The sequence below is a fragment of the Koromonas humicola genome (assembly GCF_059726255.1).
Genome location: NZ_AP040873.1, coordinates 1,975,268 through 1,998,589 on the forward strand (window position 1 = coordinate 1,975,268; position 23,322 = coordinate 1,998,589).

The window sequence follows — 23,322 nt, forward strand, 5'->3', positions numbered from 1 at the left end:
CGGACTCAGCCCTGATAAGCGAGATTGCGAGTGAATCCTGATTGGATTTTGGGAGCCGGATTCCTACTGTTCGGCCTGATATTCGGCAGTTTTTTGAATGTATGCATCTACAGATTGCCGCTCGGGTTGTCGGTTGTCTCTCCGAGGTCTGCCTGCCCCAATTGCGCCACTCCGATCGCGGCTTATGACAACGTCCCGGTATTGAGCTGGCTTATACTTCGAGGTCGCTGTCGGCACTGCCACGCGCGTATCACGCCCCGGTACGCAATCGTAGAACTAATCTGTGGACTGTTGTTCCTGCTCTCATACCTACAGGCTGGCCCCACGATCTTGGCAATCAAGGGATGCGTGCTCTGCTTCCTTTTTCTTGGCTTGACGTTCACAGATGCTGAAACACATCTCCTGCCAGATGCAATGACGTTACCCGGCCTCGGAATCGCCATCCTGCTCAGCTTCTTCGTCCAAGTACCTGGCCCCGCCTTTTACCTTTTACCTCTTCACAGTGTCACGGCAGTCATTTTCCAAATCGGGATTCGATCCCTGTTAAACGCTCTGGTCGGGGCGGCGCTCGGAGCCGGGATTCTCTACCTAGTCGGCTGGGTGTATGTAAAGTTGCGCAAGGTTGAAGGGATCGGGTTCGGCGATGTGAAGCTAATGGCAATGGCCGGGGCGTTCTTGGGTCCGATGCTGACCCTTTTCGTGCTTTGTGTCGCATCGTTGCTAGGCGGATTCTACGGGGTGTTCGTATTACTGACCGTATTCCGTAAGCGCGTCTCTCGGTATCGCGTTTTTCTGGAAACCCGTGCGACATCGCGCGCCTGGGAAGCTGCGCAGACCGCAATGCGATGTGTCGAAATCCCATTTGGGGTATTCCTGTGTAGCATGTCGATCGTCGCTTGGTTCTATGGAGCGCAGTTAATTCGAGCCTACCTGGACCTGTTTTCGATAGTCAGGTAACTTCGTGTGAACTTCCGTAATTACCAACTCATCTAAGGCTCTGCCCTAACTTTCCTCTCAGCGCTAAAATACAGAGCACGATATCAAAGGTGGACTTCTATGAGCCTTCGTTGGCTGTGTCTTTGTGCTTTGCTGAGTCTTGGTTTCTCAACCGCGTTCGCGCAATCTCTTGGTGAAGTAGCAAGAAGCTGTCGTGCTGAACGCCAACGCAGCGGCATGCATCCACGCGTAATCACAAACGACGATCTCGCGCCAAGCCCCTCTGAACCCGTGCTAAACGCGACGGGCAATCAGGCGGACGAGAAAGATGCAGTCGAACCCGCGGACGGAACCGCCAAGGCACCCTCCGGTGAACCGAAAGCGAAGGCGAAAGGCGACTCTAGGTCCGAGCGAGACAAAGAGGAAGCTGACCGCCAAAAGCGCAGCGAGGAGATCAACAAGCAGTACAAGAACAGGCTCGCAGAGCTGCGCAAGCAACTTGATCAGGCCCGAGCTCAACTTTCAAAGCTCAAGAACCAGCAGCTTGAACACTCGTTCCTGTACCAGCGGACATCGGGAGGATCGGAGAACTCCGCAAGATACGATCAGGATCAACGCGCGTTTAGCGATCAGATTGAAGAGCAGAACAACCTGATCACAAAGCTCACTGCGGCTCTGGAGGACACAGCGGAAGCCGCTCGCCATGCGGGAGTTCCGCACGTTACTGATTAAGAGCAACTCGGCTGGTTTCCGTGGGCGCTGAACGCGCCCGGACCTGCTTCATGTGATGAACTCCGTGCAGGTAGTGGAATCTCCTCCACTGTTTTGCCGTAAGCGGTCCGAGCATAGGGTGCATTGCAATGGGATCATCGCTTCCCCATCGCTTCTCAGCCGATGCGATCGCCACATCCATCCTTTCCAGACTGCCCAGCGCTCTCTGCAACGCCACCGGGCCAGACTCGCCGATGGGTCGCACGATCGCAGGGGCATTCACTCCTGACGGGAAGACCCCAAATTGCACGACAATCAGCCGGCCAATTCGCTCCCCGATACTAGCAGCGCGAATTTGAGGCCGGCCGTTCGCTGCCACTGAGAGTTCGAGCATTTTCGCTGTTGTCCCGTAACTGCGACCTAAATGCTCAAGAATCTGCGCGCTGTTCCAACGCCCCTCCGGGGCACGAGTCCAATCGAGATCGCTCAGAGCTGCGGTTGCGTCTTGGATTTCCTTTCGAAGACTTGCCAACCATGCATCCATTTCACAATCCCCCGGTGTCGAATTGAGTAGGTGCTCAGTTTTCCTAAATACGCGATGGGACTTCAAAACTCGATGGACAGAAAGCTTACCCTCATTTGCGGTATTTTGCTCGCCGCCACCCTCAATCTAGTCTCGTGCAATAGCGCTCCGCCCAAGCCAGCGAAGACCGAAGCCCAGCCTGAATTCCTCACCGGAAGAGCGGCTTTCCAGAAGCTTTATGTATCAGCGCATGCTGTAGCAGGCGACGTGAAACCCTATCGCATGGAGTCTCGTTACACGAAGGGATCCCCTGCTAACGAAGGAAGAAGCGGAATCTGGCGGGCTGACTTCGCTTCACCTTCGAAGCGACTGAGCAAAACATTCACATGGAGCGGACTCGTGGGTCCTGACACGCCCGAGCGGGGAGTTTCGCATGGCTCGGATGACACCTACAATCCCTCGAACACGACGAGTCACATCTTCGACACTCAATTCTTGAAGATTGATTCCGACGAAGCTTTCAAGGTCGCGCAGAAGCACGGGGGAGAGAAGCTGACGGCGGCTGATCCGAATCAACCGGTCTTTTACACCTTGGATTTCGATGCTCAGAAGAACGAGCTGCTCTGGCATGTCATCTATGGCACCAGCGTCTACGAGGCAAAGCTGAACGTAGTGGTGGACGCCACCAGCGGCATGTTCGTCCACGCCGAGAAGTGACGTTTAGGGCTGCTTGTTGAGTCGCTCCAGTGCCTTCTTGGCTTCTCCGGCGCTGGGGCCATCCTTGAGAATAGCCAAGTACTCCCTGTAGCGAACGCGTGCTTCGTCGTACTCCTTTACCTTCTCAAGAGTCTGGGCAAGCTTGAAAGTGGCGACCGCATCGTGGGGCTTATACAAAAGGGCCTCACGATAGCGGCTCAGTGCAGCCTTATAATTCGCAGCTTTATAGTAATAATCGCCAACCTCGACATCTTTCATTGCACGCAGCGGATTCCACTCGTGAAATTCCATTACATCGTTGGCTACTTGGCCGCTATCCGGATGCGCGCGGGAGTCTTCCTTCGGCGGTGAAAGATCTACACGTGTTTGCTCGCTGCTGCTCTCGTCATCGCTGCGTGGGGCGGGTTGGTTTTGCGCAGGCTTTTGCGCTTGAGACTTTTGTTTGTACCTCGGATTCTCCGTCATTGGACCATCGAGCTGTCCCGGTGCACCCTGCTGTGACAAAGCAGGCGTTGCGCATAGGATCGCTCCAACCAATGCGAGCACCAGCGTGGTTCCAGTTCTCATACTCTGTGATTGTACGGCGGTGTAAGTTTAGGATCTTGCTGATTTCACTAGAAAGCGGCGAACTGTTTCCCTGTTCTCAAGTCGAGCCCGGACTTCCAGCTCAGCAACGGTGTCGGACAGAGTCAATGTCATCTCAGCGACCCCAGCCTCATCCGTCAAGCTGGCACTGAGATCTCCGGAGCCGGACGCCATCTTCCAGTGTGCCGCCACCTGCGCAGAAGCCGCTACAAAGCCACCGGATAGAACCCGAAAGCGAAGTAATACATCATCGCCAGTAAGTCGCTTAGAGCCAAGAAACTGGACGACCAAGTCCTCCGAAGTTTCGTGGGCGAGAACGTCGTCAAGGAAGCCTTCGCGGACGGCATCAACGATCCACCGATGCTGCGCCCGAGCCATATCCTGAATAGCACCTTCATCTCTATCGGGATGCAGAGGTGCAGAGCGCTTCCCAATGCAGCGGCCACTCACGAATATCTGCGACTCCAACCGGTGCTCTTGTTCGCGCACTTCGGTCTGCACGTGGTACACCGTGTCGATGACCTTTATGTCGGTATTGAAACCAAAAATCATGCTGTGCCGGACTTTTCGCTCTTCTCTGCCGCGAGGTAACTAAAGGACACGTCCCGTGCTGTGGCTGTGCAGATTGTCTAGTACCGCCACACAAGTCCACAACATTACTTTGGTTTCAAGTGCCCTGTTTATTAACCCCTTGCAGGACCTTCCATCCGGACAGGCTGCTGCTTGACACTATCAAAACCCAATCACTATACTTGCCCGTTCGCCATATGTGGGTGGTGAACGCTAACAGAATGACAGATAACTATTTCGCTAGGTATCTCCCTCTGCTGATTCACTTCACTTTTGCATGCGTTCTGGCTGCCGCAATCGTAACGCTGTCGTACCTGATTGGTCAGCACAAGGCGAATAAGAGCAAAATGTCGCCTTACGAGTGTGGCATGGAACCCGTAGGCGACGTGCGTCAGCGGTTCAGCGTGAAGTTTTACTTGGTTGCCATGCTCTTCATCCTGTTCGATGTGGAAGCCGTGTTTCTGTACCCTTGGGCAATCTTGTTGAAGGTGCTCAAGATGTTCGGCTTCTGGGAAATGATGACCTACATTCTGATCGTTTTGGTCGGGTTCTTTTACGTGTGGAAGAAGGGCGTTCTTGACTGGAATAAGCCCACTCGCGACGAGGCTCTCTAAACAAAATGACCCTGCAACCTGCCATCACCGATATGCAGCAACTAAAGGACCGTCCAGCGGTAGCTTGCTTGGTCGACTCGCTCCCTGGCGCACTCCAAGGGGCGAAGTTCGACCGTGATGAGTTGACGATCTGGGTCGAGTCGTTCCACATCATCAACGCTTTGAAGCTGCTGCGCAGCTCACGTTCTACGCAGTTCAATGTACTGGCAGATGTAACCGCCCTTGACTGGTTCCCCTCCGAGCCTCGCTTCGAGGTGGTTTACTCGCTTCTCTCGCACGCCCGGCGTGAGCGCATCCGTGTGAAGGTGAAAGTGAATGGCGCTGATCCTTATGTGGAATCGGTTACTGGCCTGTGGGCTGGCGCAGCGCCGTTCGAACGAGAAGTTTTCGACCTGTTTGGCATTCGTTTCCAGGGACACCCGGATCTGCGCAGAATCATGATGCCGGACGATTGGGAGGGGCACCCGCTGCGCAAGGATTATCCCGTCGAGGGCTATAGATAATGTCCACAATTGACCAGTTCCGTTCCGAGCCCATTGTTGAGACGACTCAAACCGGCGACCGGACGATGGTCCTCAACATGGGGCCCCAGCATCCTTCTACTCACGGCGTGCTCCGCTTATTGCTTGAGATCGATGGTGAGACGATAGTCCGGATCAAGCCGGACATTGGATATCTGCATACAGGGATCGAAAAGACCTGCGAGGCGAAGTTCTATCAGCAGGTTATCCCGATGACTGACCGCATCGATTACCTCTGCCCGATGACCAACAACTTGGCCTACGTGTTGGCAGTGGAGAAGCTTCTCGGGTTGGAGATTCCGCCCCGTGCGATGTGGATTCGGTTGATGCTGAATGAGCTGACCCGCATCAACTCGCACTTGGTTTGGCTCGGCACGCACGCCATGGATATTGGCGCGATGACGGTGTTCCTCTACTGCTTCCGCGAGCGTGAGGAAATTCTAAAGATGTTCGAGATGGTGTCGGGGCAACGCATGATGACCTCCTACTTCCGAGTGGGCGGGTTGTCGATGGATCTGCCGCTCGGCTTCCTCGACTACATCAAGAATTTCGCTTCGTACTTCCCAGATCGCATCGAGCAATATTCCGATCTGCTGACCAACAATCCAATCTGGATTGGGCGCACAAAGGGAGTTGCTCTGATCACAAAGCAGGATGCTACCGACCTGATGCTCACAGGACCTACAGCACGTGGCAGCGGCATCGACTGGGATCTTCGTCGCGACATGCCTTATGCAGGTTATGGCCAGCTCGACTTCAATGTGCCCGTAGAGACGGCCGGAGATGTGTACGCCCGTTATCAGGTCCGCATGGGCGAACTCCGCGAATCCATCAGCATGGTGAAGCAGGCAATCGCCAATCTGCCCGACGGTCCCGTAAAGTCCGATGCGCCAAAAGTCGTCCTGCCGGATCGCGAGAAGATGAAGACCCAGATGGAATCTTTGATCCATCATTTCAAGATTGTTACTGAAGGTTTTGTTGTACCCGAGGGCGAGGTTTACCAGGGGGTGGAGTCGCCCCGTGGAGAGATGGGCTACTACGTAGTGAGCGATGGAACTGCAAAGCCCTATCGCGTCCACATGCGCAGCCCTTCGTTTGCGAACCTGAACGCAATCGGAGTTATGTGCGAGCACAATTTGCTCGCTGATGTCGTTGCAGCAATTGGAAGCATAGATATTGTGCTCGGCGACGTTGACCGCTGAGTTTGGAACGGAGAAAGACTTGGATCATTGGGGAACCCAGTTCGCACGCGAAATTCGCCACCGGGGCGAAGGCCAGAGCGAGTATGCTCTCGACCTGATTGATCTGCTTCAGCAAAAAGCGGAAGAGTTCAACAAAGAGACCGCAAGGGACTATCGCTTTACAATCACCGTGACTCCCAAGGGTGAGGACGTCGAGGTCACAAACCGCTACAAGACTGCGTCCGCAATCTCGTCGGCACTTCCCGGAGCGATCTTCGTCCACGTCGCGAAGGTGACCGGTTCGATTCCATTCGAGGCGACCCTGATGAATACGCTCGATGGTGGATTCCAACCGGATGGCCTTCCCTCGGAGTGCGCCGATCCCGCAGGACTCGCCGAATGGATGATCCACGAAATCTTCGAACCCTAATCACTGGAGCTTTGAGCAGCACTCCTCATCGGAAATGGTCGACAGTTTTCATTAGCAACTCTGGTTCGAGAGGCACATGAGATTCAGCGAACAACTCGAAGCGCGCTACGCCGATATGCTCACGCACTATCCAGTCAAGCGCTCACTACTGGTTCCGTTCCTGCTCTATATACAAGACGAACTGGGCTATCTCACTGACGAGGCGATTGAAGAAATCGCAAGCAGACTTGAGATCACGCCGCTCGAAGTTCGCAATGTCATCAGCTACTACTCGATGCTGCGGACCAAGCCCGGCGGCAAATACAACGTGCAGGTCTGCACCAACATATGCTGCCTGCTTCGCGGCGGAGAAGAAATGCTGGAGCACGTTCGCGAAAAGCTCGGCGTGCAGGTCAACAAAGGCATGACACCTGACGGAGTGTTTTCGGTCGAGGAAGTGGAATGCATTGGAGCTTGTTCCTGGGCTCCGGCGATGCAGGTCAACTACGAGTTTCACGAGAATCTCACTCCAGCCAAAATCGACCAGATTCTTGATGAGTACCGGCAGAAAGCGGCCCAACAGTAACTATGGCAACTCTGGTCTCCCATCCCGACGAAGTCAAAATTGTGAGCCGCCGCTTCGGCCAAGGTGCGGCGAACATTGACCGCTATCTCGAACTCGACGGCTACAAGGCTGTGCAGAAGGCGCTGGAACTCGGCGCCGACGGCATAATCAACGAAATGAAGGCAAGCAACCTGCGCGGTCGCGGTGGAGCCGGCTTCCCCACAGGCATGAAGTGGTCCTTCGTTCCCAAGGAGAGCGCCAAGCCGAAGTACGTGCTTTGTAACGGCGATGAGAGCGAACCTGGGACCTGCAAAGATCGGCTGATCTTCGAGCACGATCCTCACTCCGTTATAGAAGGCGCGATGATTGCCGCCATTGCAGTTGGCGCACACGATGCCTACATCTACATTCGTGGTGAGTATAGGTATCTGCTCGAGATCATGCAGAAGGCCATTGCCGACGCATACGCACGGGGCTTCTGCGGCAAGAACATTTTCGGATCCGGCTACGACCTGAACGTATATTGGCACGGTGGTGCCGGAGCCTATGAAGTTGGCGAAGAATCTGCGCTGATGGAATCGCTCGAGGGAAAGCGCGGCGTTCCTCGCATTCGTCCTCCGTTCCCTGCTGTCGTGGGACTCTGGGGCGGACCGACGGTCATCAATAACGCCGAAACACTTGCCAGCGTTCCACACATCATTCTGATGGGAGGCAAGCAGTATGCCGAAGTCGGTGTGGAGCGAAATGGCGGAACGCGACTGTTCTGCCTAAGCGGACACGTCGAGCGCCCGGGTGTTTATGAACTGCCTCTTGGTTACAACCTCCGCAAGGCAATCTATGAAGTGGGTGGTGGCATAGCCAATGGCCACGAACTGAAAGCAGTGGTACCCGGAGGCTCATCAGTTCCCTGCCTAACGGCCACTGAGATCGATGTCAATCTCGATTTCGACTCGATGATGAAGGCTGGAACGTTCCTTGGCTCGGGCGGCATCGTTGTGATCGACAACCATACGTGCATCGTGAAGTTTGCCCTGCGTACCATCCAGTTTTATCGTCACGAGAGCTGCGGGTGGTGCATTCCATGCCGAGAAGGGACGGACTGGCTTTCCAAGAGCCTCAAGCGTTTCCATGCGGGCGCGGGCATGGAAAAAGACATCGACAACATGCGGTATCTTGCCGAGAACATGCTTGGGCGTACTTTCTGCCCGCTCGGCGACGCTGCTGCCATGCCCATCATTGGATTCGTAAAGAAGTTCCGCGAAGAATTCGAAGCGCATCTGGACGGCCGTCCTTGCCCCTACGGGCAGCACGACGTCCAAAGCGCATTACCTGTTCTTAGTCACTAGGGATCACGCGAAGAGAATTCATGGCCGACGGTACACAAAACGCGACGCAAACCGTAACGCTCACCGTGAACGGCAAGACCATCACGGCCCCGAAAGGCACTCTGCTCATAGAGGCCGTCAAACCCTATGGGATCGAAATTCCAGCCTTCTGCTACTATCCCGGCCTCTCGCTTCAAGGCGCTTGCCGCATGTGCCTGGTCGAGATTGAGAAAATGCCCAAGATGCAGACGGCCTGTACGACTCCGATTGCCGAAGGCATGGTGGTGCAGACGGAATCGGAAAAGGTCGTTCAGGCACGCAAATCCATGCTCGAACTGCTGCTTGCCAATCATCCTCTCGACTGCCCGGTATGCGACGCGGGCGGTGAGTGCGAGTTGCAGGACATGACGTTCAAGTACGGCGCTGGGGAATCCAAGTTCATCGACATCAAGAGCCATCGTGATGAGCAGCAATGGTCGCCTGTGGTTTACTACGACCGGCCGCGCTGCATCATGTGCTACCGCTGTGTTCGTGTATGCGGCGAAGGCATGGACGTCTGGGCGCTCGGCATTCAGAACCGCGGTCAAGGGTCGGTGATCGCACCGAACGAAGGTGACTCGCTCAACTGCGAAGAGTGCGGCATGTGTATCGATATATGCCCGGTTGGGGCACTCACTAGCGGAGCTTATCGATACAAAACGCGTCCCTGGGAAATGACGCACGTTGGTACGGTCTGTAATCACTGTGGCGACGGTTGTCTTACGACAGTGGGTGTCCGCCGCTCTGAAAGCGGCTCAGAGATTGTGCGTTGCGACAATCGCGATCGCAGCGGAATGAACGACGATTTCCTGTGCATCAAGGGACGTTACGCTTACGACTTCGCGCAGAACCCTGATCGCGTCACGACTCCGCTCATCAAGCGTGATGGACGTTTTGTGGCCGCCACATGGAGCGAAGCCGTCGAGGTGATTGCCAAACGATTCCAGGAAACGCTACTCGCTACCGGACCGCAATCAATTGGTGTAATCGGCTCAAACCGCACCACGAACGAAGAGAACTACCTGGTGCAGAAGTTCGCTCGAACGGTGCTCCGCACCAACAACATCGACCATCACCGCACAGCCGACTTCCCGTCCTTCGCCCGCGCGATCTCCGCCAACCACGCCAAGACTGCTTCGATGAAAGACGTGGGGACGGCCACCTCCATTCTTCTCATCGGCAGTGATCCCACAGAGCAGCATCCGCTTCTGGCATGGCAGATCCGCAGTGCCGTGCGCCTGCGCAACTCACGGCTTTATGTCGTGAATTCGAACCAGATCAAACTGACACGTCAGGCCGCGCAGTTCGCGCACATCGCCCCGGGATCTGAAGACTATTTCGTTTCTTATCTCACCGGCAATGACTCAGCCGCCGAAAACGTCGGCCTCGCCGCAGAGGCGCTAGGAAGCATGCGCGAGGCGCTGAATGGCGCGAGCGATCTTGTCATCGCCTTCGGACCCGAATTGCGTGGGGAAGCGATCAATGCACTTGTCTCTTACGGCGCACCGAAAGGTGCAAAGTTCATCTGCCTTGGAGACTACGCAAATTCCAGGGGCGCAGCCGACATGGGACTGTACCCGGACTTGCTGCCCGGATATCACTCCGTCGCCGGTACCTCTCGCGCAGCACTGGGATGGGCCGCCGATGTTCCATCTACGCCTGGGCTGGCGCTTCCTCAAATGCTCGACGCTGCCGCTGCCGGAGATATTCGAGCATTGTGGGTCGTCGGATCGAATCCGGCGGCACGTTACGGCAATACCGAATCCTTCTCGCGACCCTTTCTGGTAGTGCAGGATATGTTCCTGACCGAAACCGCCCAGCATGCGGATGTGTTCTTGCCTGCGGCTTTCGCGTACGAGAAAGCAGGTACATTCACCAACACATGCGGCGATCTGCAACGGTTAAAGAAAGCTGCTGACGTTCACGGGGTGAAAGCTGACTTCGAGATCATCGTGCGAATCGCCGAGAAAATGGGAGCTGATGTTGAGAAACTCGTGCCCTTCCGCGGCTACACCTTGGCCGATGCCGGGCAGAGTCGCGGAGCTCAATCCGGCGAGGCCGATCGCAATGCCGTGTTCACGGAATCTCGTGGGCTCGCATCACGCACATCGCCGCTCGATCCTACGATCACGCTAGACGAAATAGCTCAACTGTTCCCGGGCTACTGCATATCTCGGCTTGAGCTTCTCGCCGGAATTCCGCAGAAGACCGAACTAGTTCAAATTGAACCGGCTGCCATACCAAATCATCCAGAACTGATCGTGCCATCAGGAGACACGCTCTTCACCTCCGGGACGATGGGACGTTATTCGCATACGCTCAACTCGGTCGTCGAGAATCATCGAAAGACGATTGAAACCATCGGGGCTGACTGATCCTTTTTCCTCCTGCCCGCGGGCTGGAGCCTTGTAAGTTTCTGCCGGGTAGAAGCACGAGTTGCTCTGCTCTAAGGCTGGGGATTGATTCTTCCATGAGCGCTTTGACTTTCTTGATTGTCGCGATTATCAAAATCGCCATCACACTCGGCGTTCTACTCACCGTGGTCGCCTACACGGTGTGGCTGGAGCGCAAAGTTGTGGGGCACATGCAGAATCGCTGGGGACCTCAACGCGTAGGACCCTTCGGACTACTGCAACCGCTGGCGGATGGTATCAAATTTCTGCTCAAGGAAGACCTGACTCCGCCCTACGTCGAGAAGAACATTTATCTCCTCGCGCCGGGGCTCGCGTTGATCATGGCTCTTACCTCGATTGCGATTGTGCCGATTGGACCAGTAATTCACCTTTTCGGCATCAGCACACCAGTGCAGATCACCGGCGTAGTTGATCCTTCAGGACAGCCCAGCGATATCAATGTCGGACTGCTGGTAATTCTTGGAATCACCTCACTTGGCGTTTACGGAATCGCGCTGGCAGGCTGGTCTTCAAACAGCAAATATTCCCTGCTCGGCTCTCTCCGCGCTTCGGCTCAGATGGTGAGCTATGAAGTGTCGCTTGGCCTTTCGCTCGTAGGCGTGCTTCTGATGTCGAGCACACTAAGTCTGAACGGCATTGTTCACGCGCAACTAGGAACTTGGTTCGGATTCATTCCGCAATGGTTCATCTTCAAGGGGCAGATCGTTGCGTTCTTCGTGTACATCATGGCAGCCTTCGCGGAGACGAACCGCATACCGTTTGATTTGCCCGAAGCGGAAACCGAACTGGTTGCGGGATATCACACCGAATACAGCGCCATGAAGTTCGCCATGTTCTTCATGGCCGAATACGCGAACATGGTAACGGTCGCGTGCATCGCCTCTGTGATGTTTCTGGGAGGATGGAGCGGACCACTGCTGCCATTTCTGCCGGGATTCATTCAGGCGTTTTTGCCGCTGATCTGGTTCTCGCTCAAAATTTTCTTTTTCCTGTTCCTATACATCTGGATTCGTGGCACGTTGCCGCGTTTCCGCTATGACCAGTTGATGGCCTTTGGCTGGAAGTTCCTGTTCCCGCTAGCCCTGGCTAACGTGGTTGTCACCGCATTCATAGTGGCGATGCGGGCATGATGGCCGGAATGGAAATTGCGTAATGCATCTATTTCTCTTCATATTGTTCGCTGCGTTTTGCGCCGGCGGCGCAGTCAATCTTCTGATCCAGCGAAAGACCATCAACAGCGCGCTGTCACTAATCGTTGTGATGGGATCGCTGGCGCTAATCTATCTGCTGCTCGGTGCCGAGTTCGTGGCTGTCGTGCAGGTGATCATCTACGCGGGCGCGATCATGGTGCTGTACATCTTCGTCATCATGCTGCTGAACGCCGGCGCCGAAGAGACCTCAAAGGGTAGCAACGTTGCTAAGCTTTTCGGTATCCCCGGTCTGTTCGCAGGCGGGATCATCGGCATCTGGGTTTTGCTGAAGCATCGTCCACAGGAGAACTCTGTCGTATCTATCGGCGCCCTTTACGGACCTGCCGATAAAGTCGGAATGATGCTCTTCACCAAGTATCTGCTCGCGTTTGAAGTCACAAGCGTCCTCGTTCTCATCGCCATCATGGGCGCAGTCGTTCTCGCCCGCAGGAGTAACTCATGAACGAGATCCCTATCTCCTGGTACCTGTTGCTCAGCGCATTTCTGTTTGCATGTGGTGTGACCGGGTTTCTCATTAAGCGCAATATCATCACTCTCTTTATGTCTATTGAGTTGATGCTCAATGGCGTGAACCTATCGTTTATCGCCTTTGCAACGCGCCTGGGAACACTCGACGGACACATATTCGTTTTCTTTGTGATGGTCGTTGCCGCTGCCGAGGCTGCGGTGGGTTTGGCTATCATCATCTCTGTCTATCGCACGCGTGAGACTCTCAACGTTGACCGGGTGAATCTGCTGAAATTATGACCTCACTGAATCTGCCCTTCTGGCAACCTTGGCTCATCCCGTTCCTGCCGTTGGCGGGCGCGCTCATCAATGGACTTTTCGGCAAACGCTTTACCCGGTCCATGGTCGCCACCATCGCACTGCTCTTTACCGGAGCCTCATTCCTCGTGGCTTGCGCGCACGCCTATGCACTGTTGCACTCCGGAGCCGAGGCACTGGAGAGCACGTTTGGTACATGGATTCGTGCGGGCAATTTCGCAGTCGACTACGGCATCTACATCGACCATCTGTCGATAGTCATGATGCTCGTCGTCACTGGCGTTGGTTTCCTGATTCACGTTTACTCGGTCGCGTACATGGAACATGAGGGAGGCTACTACAGGTTCTTCTGCTATCTGAACCTCTTTATGTTCTTCATGCTCACCCTGGTTCTCGCCAACAACTATTTGTTGATGTTCGTTGGATGGGAAGGCGTGGGCTTGGCGTCCTATTTGTTAATTGGGTTCTTTTTCCTTCGCGACTCGGCGGCGAATGCTGGTAAGAAGGCATTCATCACGAATCGTGTAGGCGACTTCGGCTTCCTGATCGCCCTGTTCTTGCTCATTCAGCACTTCGGGACTCTGCGCTATGCCAGCATATTCGAGACGGTGTCGCACATCCCGTCCGAAGCCAAAGCCGGAATCCTGACAGCAATTGGCTTGCTGATGCTGGTAGGTGCGTGCGGCAAGAGCGCGCAGATTCCTCTTTATGTCTGGCTACCGGATGCCATGGAAGGCCCGACGCCGGTATCCGCTCTCATCCACGCCGCCACAATGGTTACGGCTGGCGTGTACATGGTTTGCCGCTCGAACGCTATCTTCAGTCGCGCCCCCATTGCGTTGCTCGCGGTGGCCATTATCGGGACACTTACGAGTTTCTTCGCCGCGACCATCGGAATCACGCAGACCGACATCAAACGTGTGCTCGCCTACTCAACGGTCTCGCAGCTTGGCTACATGTTCATGGCTGCCGGAGTCGCCGCGTATTCTGCCGCTACTTTCCATCTGATGACGCACGCCTTCTTTAAGGCATTGCTCTTCCTCGCCGCAGGATCCGTGATCCACGGCATTGGTGGTGAGCAAGACATGCGCAAAATGGGCGGCTTGCGGAAGTACATGCCATGGACCTTCTGGACGATGCTGATCGCGACGGTGGCTATTGCCGGAATACCTCCCTTCGCCGGATTCTTCTCCAAAGACGAGATCCTCTGGCAAGCGTTCAGCAGTCCGCATGGCAGCAAGGTGTTCTGGGCCATCGGAATCATCACAGCGTTCATGACGAGTTTCTACATGTTCCGCCTCGTGTTTATGACTTTCACTGGCGATTATCGCGGGGGGCACGCGGAAGCCCATGCTGCCCACGGCTCAGCGCATAATGATCACCATCATGCCCCGCATGAGTCACCTTGGATGATGCTTGGTCCGCTCGTGATTCTCGCCGTGCTCTCGGTTGTTGGCGGATGGGTTGGGATTGGCAATCGTTTTGAGCATTTCCTCAGTCCAGTCATTCAGAAAGTGGAGTCCACGCAAGCAGTCGCGCAAAATGAAGAGCCTGTTTCAACGCCAGTGAGCGAAGGTGAAGGCGCGGCCAGCGAAAGCAAGACACTTGAGAATGCACTTATGGCCGTGTCGGTCCTGGTTGGGTTGGCGGGCCTCGGTCTGGCTTGGTTGTTGTATGTCAGGCGCCCAGAGCTTCCCGCAAGAATCGCAGCAAGCTTGGGCGGACTATACAGGCTTGTGCTCAACAAGTACTGGATCGATGAGCTCTATGGCGCCGTGATCATCGGCCCTCTCGTCGCGCTCTCGAAATTCGTGCTCTGGCAATCGCTCGATCAGAAGGTGATTGATGGCTCGGTAAACGAGACGGCCGTTGCCGCGAGAGACGTCTCGCAGGTCGTTCGTCAGCAACAGTCCGGCCTCATCCGCAGTTATGCGGGATGGGTCGCGGCTGGAGCAGCAGCCGTAGTTGCCTATATGGTCTGGATGGGAACCCGATGAACTTATCGACATTCAATCCCTGGATTCTCACACTGACAACGTTCCTGCCCGCGATGGGAGCGCTGCTGATGGCCTTCCTGCCACGTCGGGATCGCGACATCCGCTGGTTCGCGCTTGCCATTTCAATCCTCACGCTGGTGGTTTCGCTACATCTGCCTGCGCATTATCGCGAGGTTGCTCCTGCCAATTCGGGCAGTTTTGCCTATGAGCTGAACCTAAACTGGATCACGAACCCAAATATTCACTACCACGTCGGAATTGACGGTGTGTCGCTCTGGCTTGTCGTACTAACGACTTTCCTCGTGCCGTTCTGTGTACTCGCATCATGGAAATCCATTCACGAGCGCGTGAAGGAATTTTTCATCCTTCTTCTCTTGCTGGAAACAGCGATGATCGGCGTTTTCATCGCGCTTGATCTGTTCCTGTTCTACTTCTTCTGGGAAGCCACACTCATACCGATGGCACTCATAATCGGTATTTGGGGCCACGGACGCAGAGTCTACGCGGCAGTGAAGTTCTTTCTGTACACGATGATCGCGTCCGTGTTTATGCTGGCGGCGATTATCTGGCTCTATGCGCAGTCAGGAACTTTTGACTTCGGCGAACTTCAGCATTTGCTCGCAACAGGAGTGATTTCACTGCCCGGTCACACGGGGCTCTGGCTCTTCCTTGGTTTCTTCGTCGCGTTCGCCGTTAAAGTGCCGCTGTTCCCGCTGCATACTTGGCTTCCGGATGCTCACGTCGAAGCTCCCACTGCAGGTTCGGTGCTCCTCGCCGGTGTGCTCTTGAAGATGGGAACCTATGGCCTTCTGCGATTCAACATTGGCCTGTTCCCTGCCGAAGCTCACCGAAACGCGCCTTGGATTATCACACTGGCGATTATCGGCATTGTGTATGGGGCGTTGGTTGCACTTGTTCAGCCCAACATGAAGAAGTTGGTTGCTTATTCTTCTGTGAGCCATCTCGGCTTCGTCGTACTCGGCATATACAGCTTCACCCAAGCAGGCATGGACGGTGCGGTATACCAGATGCTGAACCACGGCATCTCGACCGGCGCACTCTTTCTCCTGCTCGGAATGGTGTATGACCGTCGCCACACCTACGAGATCAAGGAATACGGCGGACTTGCGACTCCAATGCCGGTGTACGCCACGCTGTTCCTGCTAATTACCTTGTCCTCGATCGGACTGCCACTAATGAACGGGTTCATTGGAGAGTTCCTGATCCTGAGCGGAGCGTTCCAAGCCAAAGCAATCTACGGAATCATCGCAGCAACAGGCGTGATCTGGAGTGCGTTCTACATGCTCTGGCTTTATCAGCGCACCTTCTACGGCGCCATAACGGTTCCGGTGAATGGGACACTTCCTGACGTCAACACGCGCGAGCGAACGATTTTGTGGCCGCTTGCGGTGCTTGCTCTTGTCATGGGGGTATTTCCGAACTTCTGGATGAACTCAATCGATCGCTCCGTAGCTGGAATTCTAGCCACGCAAAAGCAGGAGGGTCCAGCCACTGTGCAAACAGTAACGACGTCCTATACGGTGCTCAAATAGCCATGCCAACAGCTACTGACTACATCCGAATTCTTCCAGAGATCGTCCTCTCCATCTGGGGGATGATCGTCATGTTCCTCGAGGCGCTGCTGGCTCCTGGACGCAGCCGAAAAGGGCTGGGTGTTTTTGCTGGCTTGGGCGTGATCGTCGCGATCGCAGCGACCTTCTACCAGGCGCAGCCGCAATTCGCAGGCTACGGATTCAACCAGATGCTCCGGGTCGATCACTTCAGCATCTTCTTCCATTTGATAGTTCTGCTAGTCGCGCTCGCGACGATTCTGATGTCGCTTGATTACCTCCCTTTCCAGAAGATTGATCACGGCGAATACTACGCACTGATTCTCCTCGGAGCCGTCGGTATGTGTCTGATGTCTTCCGCGGTGGAATTGGTGCTCATCTTCATCGCCCTGGAGATCTCGTCAATATCGAGCTACATCTTGGCTGGGTTCCGACGACATGCGGCTGAAAGCGCCGAAAGCTCCCTGAAGTACTTTCTCCTTGGATCGTTCGCAACCGCATTCTTCCTATACGGTGTAGCGCTCCTTTACGGAGCCACAGGATCGACTAATGTTTTCGATATTGCGCGGACGCTGAGCGGGGCTGTGCGCGTCGAACCGCTCGCGTATGTCGCTGTAGCACTCATCTTCACTGGCCTCGGCTTCAAAGTAGCATGCGCCCCGTTCCATGTTTGGACTCCTGACGTTTACGAGGGGGCCCCGTCCCCGGTCGTCGCCTTCATGTCCACTGCACCGAAGGCGGCAGCATTTGCGGTGCTGATTCGCCTTGTAATCGACACGGCGTCACCGCACTGGTTCTGGGTCATTTGGATCGCGGCAGTGCTCTCGATGTGCGTTGGGAATCTCGGCGCTATCCTGCAGAGCAACGTAAAGCGCATGTTGGCCTACTCGTCCATCGCACATGCCGGATACTTGATGGTCGCCTTCGCTTCAGCCAGCAATCGTGAACTCGGAATTTCGGCAGCAATGTTCTATTCCGCCGCGTATGCAGCAATGAACGTGGGTGCCTTCGCCGTGATCACTCAAATGGCCGGAAGCGGTGAGCGATTCTCGCTTATCGACGACTACGCCGGACTTGGCAAGCGCTCTCCACTACTGGCAGCGGCGCTCACATTCTTCCTACTGTCGCTGATTGGGATTCCTATTACAGGCGGGTTCTTTGCGAAGTTTTACGTTTTCAGCGCGGCGCTTCGAACACACCTCATTTGGTTGACTATCATAGGCGTTGCGAACAGCGGCATGGGATCTTACTATTATCTGCGTCTGATTGTCCGCATGTACATGTATGAGCCATCAACGAACGCACAAGTTCCAAAAGTGAGGCTTGGAGTAGGCTTAGCGATTGCCATTAGCCTTGTTGCAACTCTATGGTTGGGCGTGCTTCCCAATGTGGTTCTGCATTATACCCAAGGGACTCCAACGATCCTTGCCGCACACTGAACGATTCACTGCAACACAAGAGCCTCGGATACGTTCCGAGGCTTTCACTTGCCGAGCCTACGGCACGCCGAGCGCGAGCTTCAGGTTCTCAGGAGCTTTTCCCAGCTCGTAAACAGACACATTCTCATCGCTCAGGACCGCGAGCTTGGAACCATCCGGCGAGAGTGCAAAATCAAAGAAGCGGCTTGGCAAAGGTGAAACTGCTAGAGTTAGCGTACGTTTCTTCTCAACGAGATCGTATACAAGCACAGAGAGCTTTGAAAGCTGATCTCCGAGTTGAGACTCGCCCAACCTTAACTTCTGTACTGAGAGCGCCACGAATCTTCCCTGCGCTACGGAATACTTCGCCCTGACCACCTGCTCCCCGCCCCCAAAGTGATCGCGCACAAGGACGTGGCCCCCCGAGACGAACGAAAAATCTTTGCATGCATAAATGAAGGCGTCATCTGTGAGCATCCCAAATACACTTTCTGTGTAGCAGCTTTCTCCTGGATGCTGCCATACAAGCTTCCACGTCCTGCTTCCTAAGCTGGATACATACACACGATCATGGTTGTGATCCGGTTTCACGTATGCGAGCGTGCCGTCTGAAAACGAATATCGAACATTGCGCAGCGAAGGCTCGTCGTTCCACGCATCTCTCAAACGGAAGCGTGACGCTTCGATCACACTGTACTGCCCTAGATTCAGGTTCTCGTCGTAATTCAAGTGATAGTTGTTGAACAACAAGGACCGACCACTCGCCGACACTTGAATGTCCCAAGCGTGCTGCTCACGTTCTTCATCGCGGATTTGCGGAGTTGGCAGCGGCAGTCTCCGGACTTCATCGAGACGGCTACTGAGCAAGCGTATAGACTCGCCAGTACGCACGATCACCCCGCCTTCGTGCACCAGGACATCGGTGCCCTCAGCTCTCGTACCCCACTCTTGGCTTGTGAGCACAGCTCCGTCTGCTAAATCGAGAAGCATCACTCGGAGCCGGAAAGGGCTTGAGATGTCGGGTGAGATTCGAGACGAGAGCTGGCGGCTATCGACGTCAACATGGTGCACAAGCAGATGTCCGTCATCTACAAATGCAATTCCCGCCTGCTGCCGATCTTCCCAGAAATGCTGTATCACCCTAGCTTTTGCGATCGGGACGAGATCTCGGCTCCAGAGCTTCACTGGAACTGCGCTCTGTGAGAACCCAGTTCCCCGCAGCACAATGGCGATGAGCAGGAGCAACATCAATCTGCTCTGCTCTCCATGATGCGTCCAGCAACCGTGATCTGGCGAGGATACGGGAGGTGCCACAAATTTCATTGCGAAACGGATGCCTTGAACGCTTGTAGTTGTTGCACTGTTTCGCAAGGAGGAAAATGACATATCACGCAAAAGCCCCCGCCGCAGCGGGGGCCATACCGAAACGTTAGAAGCTGTTAGCGAACGACCTTCGCGAACACCACGACTAGGGTGAACAGCACGAGGGATTCGACGAACGCGAGGCCGAGAATCATCGCGAGCTGGATACCAGCGCGAGCAGCTGGATTGCGGGCCATGCCTTCGCAGGCAGCGGCAGCAATGCGGCCTTGGCCGAGAGCGGCCAGACCGGCGGCGATCGCCATCGCAAAGCCAGAGGTGAGTGCCACCCAATTGACGCCAGCGGCGCCGGTGGCGGCTGCGGGTTCGCCCTGTGCGAAGACCGGGGTGGCCAGCATCAGGACAGCCATAACAGAGAACAGTACAAACAGCTTCTTGCTCATTGTGTTTTGCTCCTTCAGATTCGCCGCCAGTGGGTGGTTGACGTTCCGCGCAATGGGAGGCCCTCACGCTTACGGCGTACAACAAAAACTCTTCATTTCTGCGACTGGGACTACTACTGCAAATCCGCTTAGTGCTCGTGCGCCGTGGCTTCGCCCAGATAAACCATCGCAAGCAGCACAAAGATGAATGTCTGGATCAGCGACACGCCAAAGTGCAACCCGAGGAAGATCACTGGCAGACCAATCGGCACGAGAGAGAAGAATACGAGCGTCACCATGTCTCCGGCGAACATATTGGCGAAGAGACGGATGGTGAGCGACATCATACGAGCCAGATGGCTGCAAACTTCGATCACAAACATCAGCGGAGCCAGCCACCACACGGGCCCAATGAAGTGCTTGATATAGCCCGGACCATTGGCGCGGAGTCCGTGCATCTGGTAGAACACCCAGGTCACGATCGCGCATCCGAGCGGCACTACGGGCACGCCCGTCGGGGTCTCAAAGAACGGAATCAACCCGATCAGGTTGCAAAGAAGGATGAACAAACCCAGCGTGATCAGGTACGACAGATAGCGCTTGTTATCGTGCCCGATGATTTCCTCACTCTGCGCGTCCATGAAGTTGTACACAGACTCCATGACATGCTGCAGAGTGTTCGGCTTCTCAACCGAAAGACTCGCACGAATCATCAGAAACAGAACGAGCAGGACCAGAAACACCAGAACCTGCATCGCAACATGATCTGGGATTGGGGCAGAGGGGTGAGCGGGGTGGATTCCTAGCGCGTTCAGCAGCGCATCGACGGGACCAGCAAACACATGGTTCAGTAGTGCAGTAAATGGCAGTTGGTGCATTGGAATGTCTTGTTTTGACCCCAATCAGGATAGTCGCCGAGAATTGGCGACGATTTCATACGCGGCCTCGCACATCATCGCTAAAACAGGCATTGCAAGCCCTGCTAGAAACCCCACCAGGCCACGAACGGAACACGTAAAGATAACATAAGCAAAAACTCCTATCAAGAAGATACGTCCTACACCTCGGGCCACGATGCCCGCGCCTCGCTCCTTGCTCTGTACCTTCACAATACGTTCGCCGATTGCGTTTACCGAAGACGCCAGCCATCTGAAGTTGATCGAACCCAATGCCGCGCCTACAAAGAAGCCTGCGGCAACCGCCAATCCGAATTGCCACCAAACCGCAACGCCGATTACCGCGCCGCACACCAAAATCAGCTTCTCGATCCGACGTACAGTGCGTTCATAGGACGCCATTTCGATTGCGGAATCATCGGTCCAGCCCAATTCCTTGGATTGGGGCCACTCTTCGGGACGTAGTTCGGAGGGATCAACTCCAGCGTCCGACTCTGCCTTCTGCATCGGATCGGGCACATCACCGTTTATCACTTGGCCCATCCTTCGGCTGATCGTCTTCCTCGCCTGCGCGCAGTGCTCTTCGAATCATCGACATGAATCCCGCAATCGCACCCACGATAATTCCCACCAGATAGATCCAGTGCGTATGAAGGAAATGGTCCGCGACCAACCCAAGCAGGTATCCCACGATCACCGAGGCCGGAATCAGGAATCCAATCTCCGAATACCGTGCCATCAGCACCCATGGGCTCTCCTGTCGTTTTCCCGGTTTCTGCTCTTTCATCTCGGCACTCTCAGCCCTTCTGCAATTGACGCCCAGCGCACGTGCGTCAATTCACAGCTTCTGGTCCTCTGCTGTTATACAATTTTCTTGTGGCCCTAGACGAAAACATTTACCAGCTACGTAAGCAAAAGCTGCAGCAGATCGAAGCCCTCGGTCAGCCTGCCTACCCCCATAAGTTCTCATTCACCCACGTGGTGCCTGAAGTTCTGGCCGGATACTCGACCAGCACCGGCGAGCAACTTGAAGTCGAGCGCGTCAATGTTGCGGTTGCCGGACGCCTCATTGCTATTCGCATGATGGGCAAGGCGAGCTTCTCTCACATCCAGCAGGGTGGAGAAAAGCTTCAAATCTACGTAAAGAAAGACGCGGTCGGAGACAAGCTCTGGGATCTTTACAAACTGCTGGATATTGGCGACCACGTTGGCGTAAAGGGCTATCTGTTCCGTACCCGCACCGGCGAACTCAGCATCCACGTTGAGGACATCACGTTCCTTTCGAAGGACCTGCTGCCCCTGCCCGAAAAGTTCCATGGGCTTACGGACGTCGAGTTGCGCTATCGCATGCGCTACGTCGATCTTATCGATCCCGAAGTGCGCCAGGTCTTTGCCAAGCGCGCACGGATTGTCCAATCAATTCGCCGCTTCCTCGACTCCCGCGGGTATATCGAAGTCGAAACACCGATGATGCAACCAATCGCCGGCGGTGCAGCGGCACGCCCGTTTGTCACACACCACAATACGCTGGACATCGACCTATTCCTGCGTATCGCGCCTGAACTTTATCTAAAGCGCCTGGTGGTTGGCGGACTTGATCGCGTCTACGAAATCAACCGCAATTTCCGCAACGAAGGTGTTTCGACTCGTCATAATCCCGAGTTCACCATGCTTGAGTTCTATCAAGCCTACTCGGACTACCACGATCTGATGGATCTGACAGAGGATCTACTGAAGCAGGTTGTGACGGACGTGAACGGAACGCTGGTCAACAAGTTTGGGGACCGCGAAATCGACTGGAGTAATTTCCAGCGACTCTCGATGCGTGAGGCCATCATCAAGTACTGGCCAGAAGTTGCCGGTGAAGCTCCCACAATGGATCACTTCAAGAGCGGGGAGCAAATCGAGCAGCTGGTCCGGCGCTTGCAGAAAGCCAAGGTCCAGATTCCGTATGATCCGAACGAGCCTGCCGGAAGAGCAATCTCAGACATGTTCGAGGCCGTCGCCGAGGAACGCCTGTGGCACCCGACGATTATCTACGACTTTCCTGTCGCCATCTCGCCGCTATCGAAGAACAAACGGGACGAACCCGATTTCGTCGAGCGTTTTGAGATCTACGTCGCGGGGATGGAGTTGGGCAACGCCTTCAGCGAACTCAATGATCCTGAGGAGCAACGTCGGCGGTTCGAGCAGCAACTCGCTGAGCGCGAGCGGGGCGACGATGAGGCACATCAGATGGATGAGGACTACATTCGTGCCCTCTCCTACGGTATGCCGCCAGCAGCGGGCGAAGGCATCGGCATCGACCGCCTTACGATGATGCTCACGGGCTCGACGTCAATCCGCGATGTCATTCTCTTCCCGTTGCTTCGCCCAGAACAAAAGGACGAAGAGCGGGCCGAAGCTGCCGGATCAGAGCAGGCGTAAGACTTTTGGCGGCGCTGCAGATATCTACCTACAGCGCCGCTCTACATCTCCTCCCTGTTTAGTTAAATCATTTTGACTGCACTCATAACACAGTTCATCCAAAGTTCCTCCCCTGAGTCTGGCTGGAAGAGGCCACACTGCAATAATTTGCGCCGATTCGACTCCCGTCGTGATCTACAATTAAG

General features: G+C 55.1%; 25 protein-coding genes. 17 read left to right on the forward strand and 8 right to left on the reverse strand.

The annotated features are described in order from the left end of the window. The first annotated feature begins 30 nt into the window (after positions 1–30). The gene (locus AC6IZD_RS08555; RefSeq protein WP_497787270.1) at positions 31–957 is read left to right on the forward strand and encodes a prepilin peptidase; all 927 of its coding nucleotides are present in this window, start codon (positions 31–33) and stop codon (positions 955–957) included. Between the two features lie 216 nt (positions 958–1,173). Beyond that, positions 1,174–1,668 carry a hypothetical protein gene (locus AC6IZD_RS08560; RefSeq protein ID WP_497787271.1) on the forward strand — a complete coding sequence of 165 codons (495 nt, stop codon included), beginning with the start codon at positions 1,174–1,176 and terminating at the stop codon, positions 1,666–1,668. On the opposite strand, the gene AC6IZD_RS08565 is transcribed toward AC6IZD_RS08560, so the two are convergent. Beyond that, positions 1,658–2,179, reverse strand: a complete 522-nt coding sequence (locus AC6IZD_RS08565; RefSeq protein ID WP_497787272.1) for a DUF1569 domain-containing protein — start codon at positions 2,177–2,179, stop codon at positions 1,658–1,660. The two genes, AC6IZD_RS08560 and AC6IZD_RS08565, sit on opposite strands and share 11 nt — an antisense overlap. 84 nt (positions 2,180–2,263) lie before the next feature. On the opposite strand from AC6IZD_RS08565, the gene AC6IZD_RS08570 reads away from it, so the two are divergent. Continuing rightward, a complete protein-coding gene (locus tag AC6IZD_RS08570; RefSeq protein WP_497787273.1) occupies positions 2,264–2,887 on the forward strand; it encodes a hypothetical protein in 624 nt (207 codons plus the stop codon). Between the two features lie 3 nt (positions 2,888–2,890). On the opposite strand, the gene AC6IZD_RS08575 is transcribed toward AC6IZD_RS08570, so the two are convergent. Both AC6IZD_RS08575 and AC6IZD_RS08580 read right to left on the reverse strand, forming a co-directional pair. After that, positions 2,891–3,454, reverse strand: a complete 564-nt coding sequence (locus AC6IZD_RS08575; protein ID WP_497787274.1) for a tetratricopeptide repeat protein — start codon at positions 3,452–3,454, stop codon at positions 2,891–2,893. A 27-nt stretch (positions 3,455–3,481) separates the two neighbouring features. Then, positions 3,482–4,024 carry a hypothetical protein gene (locus AC6IZD_RS08580; RefSeq protein ID WP_497787275.1) on the reverse strand — a complete coding sequence of 181 codons (543 nt, stop codon included), beginning with the start codon at positions 4,022–4,024 and terminating at the stop codon, positions 3,482–3,484. Between the two features lie 239 nt (positions 4,025–4,263). Here AC6IZD_RS08580 and AC6IZD_RS08585 point away from each other — a divergent pair, with 239 nt between their 5' ends. The 13 genes from AC6IZD_RS08585 to AC6IZD_RS08645 all read left to right on the forward strand — a co-directional run bounded on the left by AC6IZD_RS08585 (position 4,264) and on the right by AC6IZD_RS08645 (position 18,093). Then, positions 4,264–4,656, forward strand: coding sequence for an NADH-quinone oxidoreductase subunit A (locus AC6IZD_RS08585; protein ID WP_497787276.1), 393 nt, complete (start codon positions 4,264–4,266; stop codon positions 4,654–4,656). 5 nt (positions 4,657–4,661) lie between these two features. Beyond that, on the forward strand, positions 4,662–5,159 hold the full coding sequence (locus AC6IZD_RS08590) for an NADH-quinone oxidoreductase subunit C (protein WP_497787277.1): 498 nt from the start codon (positions 4,662–4,664) through the stop codon (positions 5,157–5,159). Beyond that, a complete protein-coding gene (nuoD, locus tag AC6IZD_RS08595; RefSeq protein WP_497787278.1) occupies positions 5,159–6,379 on the forward strand; it encodes an NADH dehydrogenase (quinone) subunit D in 1,221 nt (406 codons plus the stop codon). The genes AC6IZD_RS08590 and nuoD overlap by 1 nt, the downstream gene beginning before the upstream one ends. A gap of 19 nt (positions 6,380–6,398) precedes the next feature. Continuing rightward, a complete protein-coding gene (locus AC6IZD_RS08600) occupies positions 6,399–6,788 on the forward strand; it encodes a hypothetical protein (RefSeq protein ID WP_497787279.1) in 390 nt (129 codons plus the stop codon). Positions 6,789–6,864: 76 nt separating this feature from the next. After that, on the forward strand, positions 6,865–7,353 hold the full coding sequence (locus AC6IZD_RS08605) for an NADH-quinone oxidoreductase subunit NuoE family protein (protein ID WP_497787280.1): 489 nt from the start codon (positions 6,865–6,867) through the stop codon (positions 7,351–7,353). A 2-nt stretch (positions 7,354–7,355) separates the two neighbouring features. Then, positions 7,356–8,678: an NADH-quinone oxidoreductase subunit NuoF gene (gene nuoF / locus AC6IZD_RS08610; RefSeq protein WP_497787281.1), complete on the forward strand. Its 1,323-nt coding sequence runs from the start codon at positions 7,356–7,358 to the stop codon at positions 8,676–8,678. A 20-nt stretch (positions 8,679–8,698) separates the two neighbouring features. Next, positions 8,699–11,071, forward strand: a complete 2,373-nt coding sequence (gene nuoG / locus AC6IZD_RS08615; RefSeq protein WP_497787282.1) for an NADH-quinone oxidoreductase subunit NuoG — start codon at positions 8,699–8,701, stop codon at positions 11,069–11,071. A 95-nt stretch (positions 11,072–11,166) separates the two neighbouring features. Beyond that, complete coding sequence (nuoH, locus tag AC6IZD_RS08620; RefSeq protein ID WP_497787283.1) at positions 11,167–12,240, forward strand: NADH-quinone oxidoreductase subunit NuoH; 1,074 nt, start codon at positions 11,167–11,169, stop codon at positions 12,238–12,240. 22 nt (positions 12,241–12,262) lie between these two features. After that, on the forward strand, positions 12,263–12,763 hold the full coding sequence (locus tag AC6IZD_RS08625; protein ID WP_497787284.1) for an NADH-quinone oxidoreductase subunit J family protein: 501 nt from the start codon (positions 12,263–12,265) through the stop codon (positions 12,761–12,763). Continuing rightward, the gene (nuoK, locus tag AC6IZD_RS08630; protein ID WP_497787285.1) at positions 12,760–13,068 is read left to right on the forward strand and encodes an NADH-quinone oxidoreductase subunit NuoK; all 309 of its coding nucleotides are present in this window, start codon (positions 12,760–12,762) and stop codon (positions 13,066–13,068) included. The genes AC6IZD_RS08625 and nuoK overlap by 4 nt, the downstream gene beginning before the upstream one ends. Continuing rightward, on the forward strand, positions 13,065–15,083 hold the full coding sequence (nuoL, locus tag AC6IZD_RS08635; protein ID WP_497787286.1) for an NADH-quinone oxidoreductase subunit L: 2,019 nt from the start codon (positions 13,065–13,067) through the stop codon (positions 15,081–15,083). Before nuoK ends, nuoL begins: the two co-directional genes overlap by 4 nt. Then, positions 15,080–16,636 (forward strand): NADH-quinone oxidoreductase subunit M, encoded by a 1,557-nt coding sequence (locus tag AC6IZD_RS08640; protein ID WP_497787287.1) that lies wholly within the window; start codon positions 15,080–15,082, stop codon positions 16,634–16,636. Before nuoL ends, AC6IZD_RS08640 begins: the two co-directional genes overlap by 4 nt. Positions 16,637–16,638: 2 nt before the next feature. After that, positions 16,639–18,093, forward strand: a complete 1,455-nt coding sequence (locus AC6IZD_RS08645) for an NADH-quinone oxidoreductase subunit N (RefSeq protein WP_497787288.1) — start codon at positions 16,639–16,641, stop codon at positions 18,091–18,093. 57 nt (positions 18,094–18,150) lie between these two features. Here AC6IZD_RS08645 and AC6IZD_RS08650 read toward each other — a convergent pair whose 3' ends face one another. The 5 genes from AC6IZD_RS08650 to AC6IZD_RS08670 form a co-directional block, all read right to left on the reverse strand. Further along, positions 18,151–19,320 carry a hypothetical protein gene (locus tag AC6IZD_RS08650; protein ID WP_497787289.1) on the reverse strand — a complete coding sequence of 390 codons (1,170 nt, stop codon included), beginning with the start codon at positions 19,318–19,320 and terminating at the stop codon, positions 18,151–18,153. A gap of 191 nt (positions 19,321–19,511) precedes the next feature. After that, positions 19,512–19,835 carry an ATP synthase F0 subunit C gene (locus AC6IZD_RS08655; RefSeq protein WP_497787290.1) on the reverse strand — a complete coding sequence of 108 codons (324 nt, stop codon included), beginning with the start codon at positions 19,833–19,835 and terminating at the stop codon, positions 19,512–19,514. Between the two features lie 128 nt (positions 19,836–19,963). Further along, positions 19,964–20,692 (reverse strand): F0F1 ATP synthase subunit A, encoded by a 729-nt coding sequence (gene atpB / locus AC6IZD_RS08660; protein WP_497787291.1) that lies wholly within the window; start codon positions 20,690–20,692, stop codon positions 19,964–19,966. Positions 20,693–20,716: 24 nt separating this feature from the next. Continuing rightward, a complete protein-coding gene (locus tag AC6IZD_RS08665; RefSeq protein WP_497787292.1) occupies positions 20,717–21,244 on the reverse strand; it encodes an ATP synthase subunit I in 528 nt (175 codons plus the stop codon). Then, on the reverse strand, positions 21,231–21,497 hold the full coding sequence (locus tag AC6IZD_RS08670; RefSeq protein WP_497787293.1) for an AtpZ/AtpI family protein: 267 nt from the start codon (positions 21,495–21,497) through the stop codon (positions 21,231–21,233). The genes AC6IZD_RS08665 and AC6IZD_RS08670 overlap by 14 nt, the downstream gene beginning before the upstream one ends. Before the next feature lie 89 nt (positions 21,498–21,586). On the opposite strand from AC6IZD_RS08670, the gene lysS reads away from it, so the two are divergent. After that, positions 21,587–23,137: a lysine--tRNA ligase gene (lysS, locus tag AC6IZD_RS08675; RefSeq protein ID WP_497787294.1), complete on the forward strand. Its 1,551-nt coding sequence runs from the start codon at positions 21,587–21,589 to the stop codon at positions 23,135–23,137. Positions 23,138–23,322: the final 185 nt, after the last annotated feature.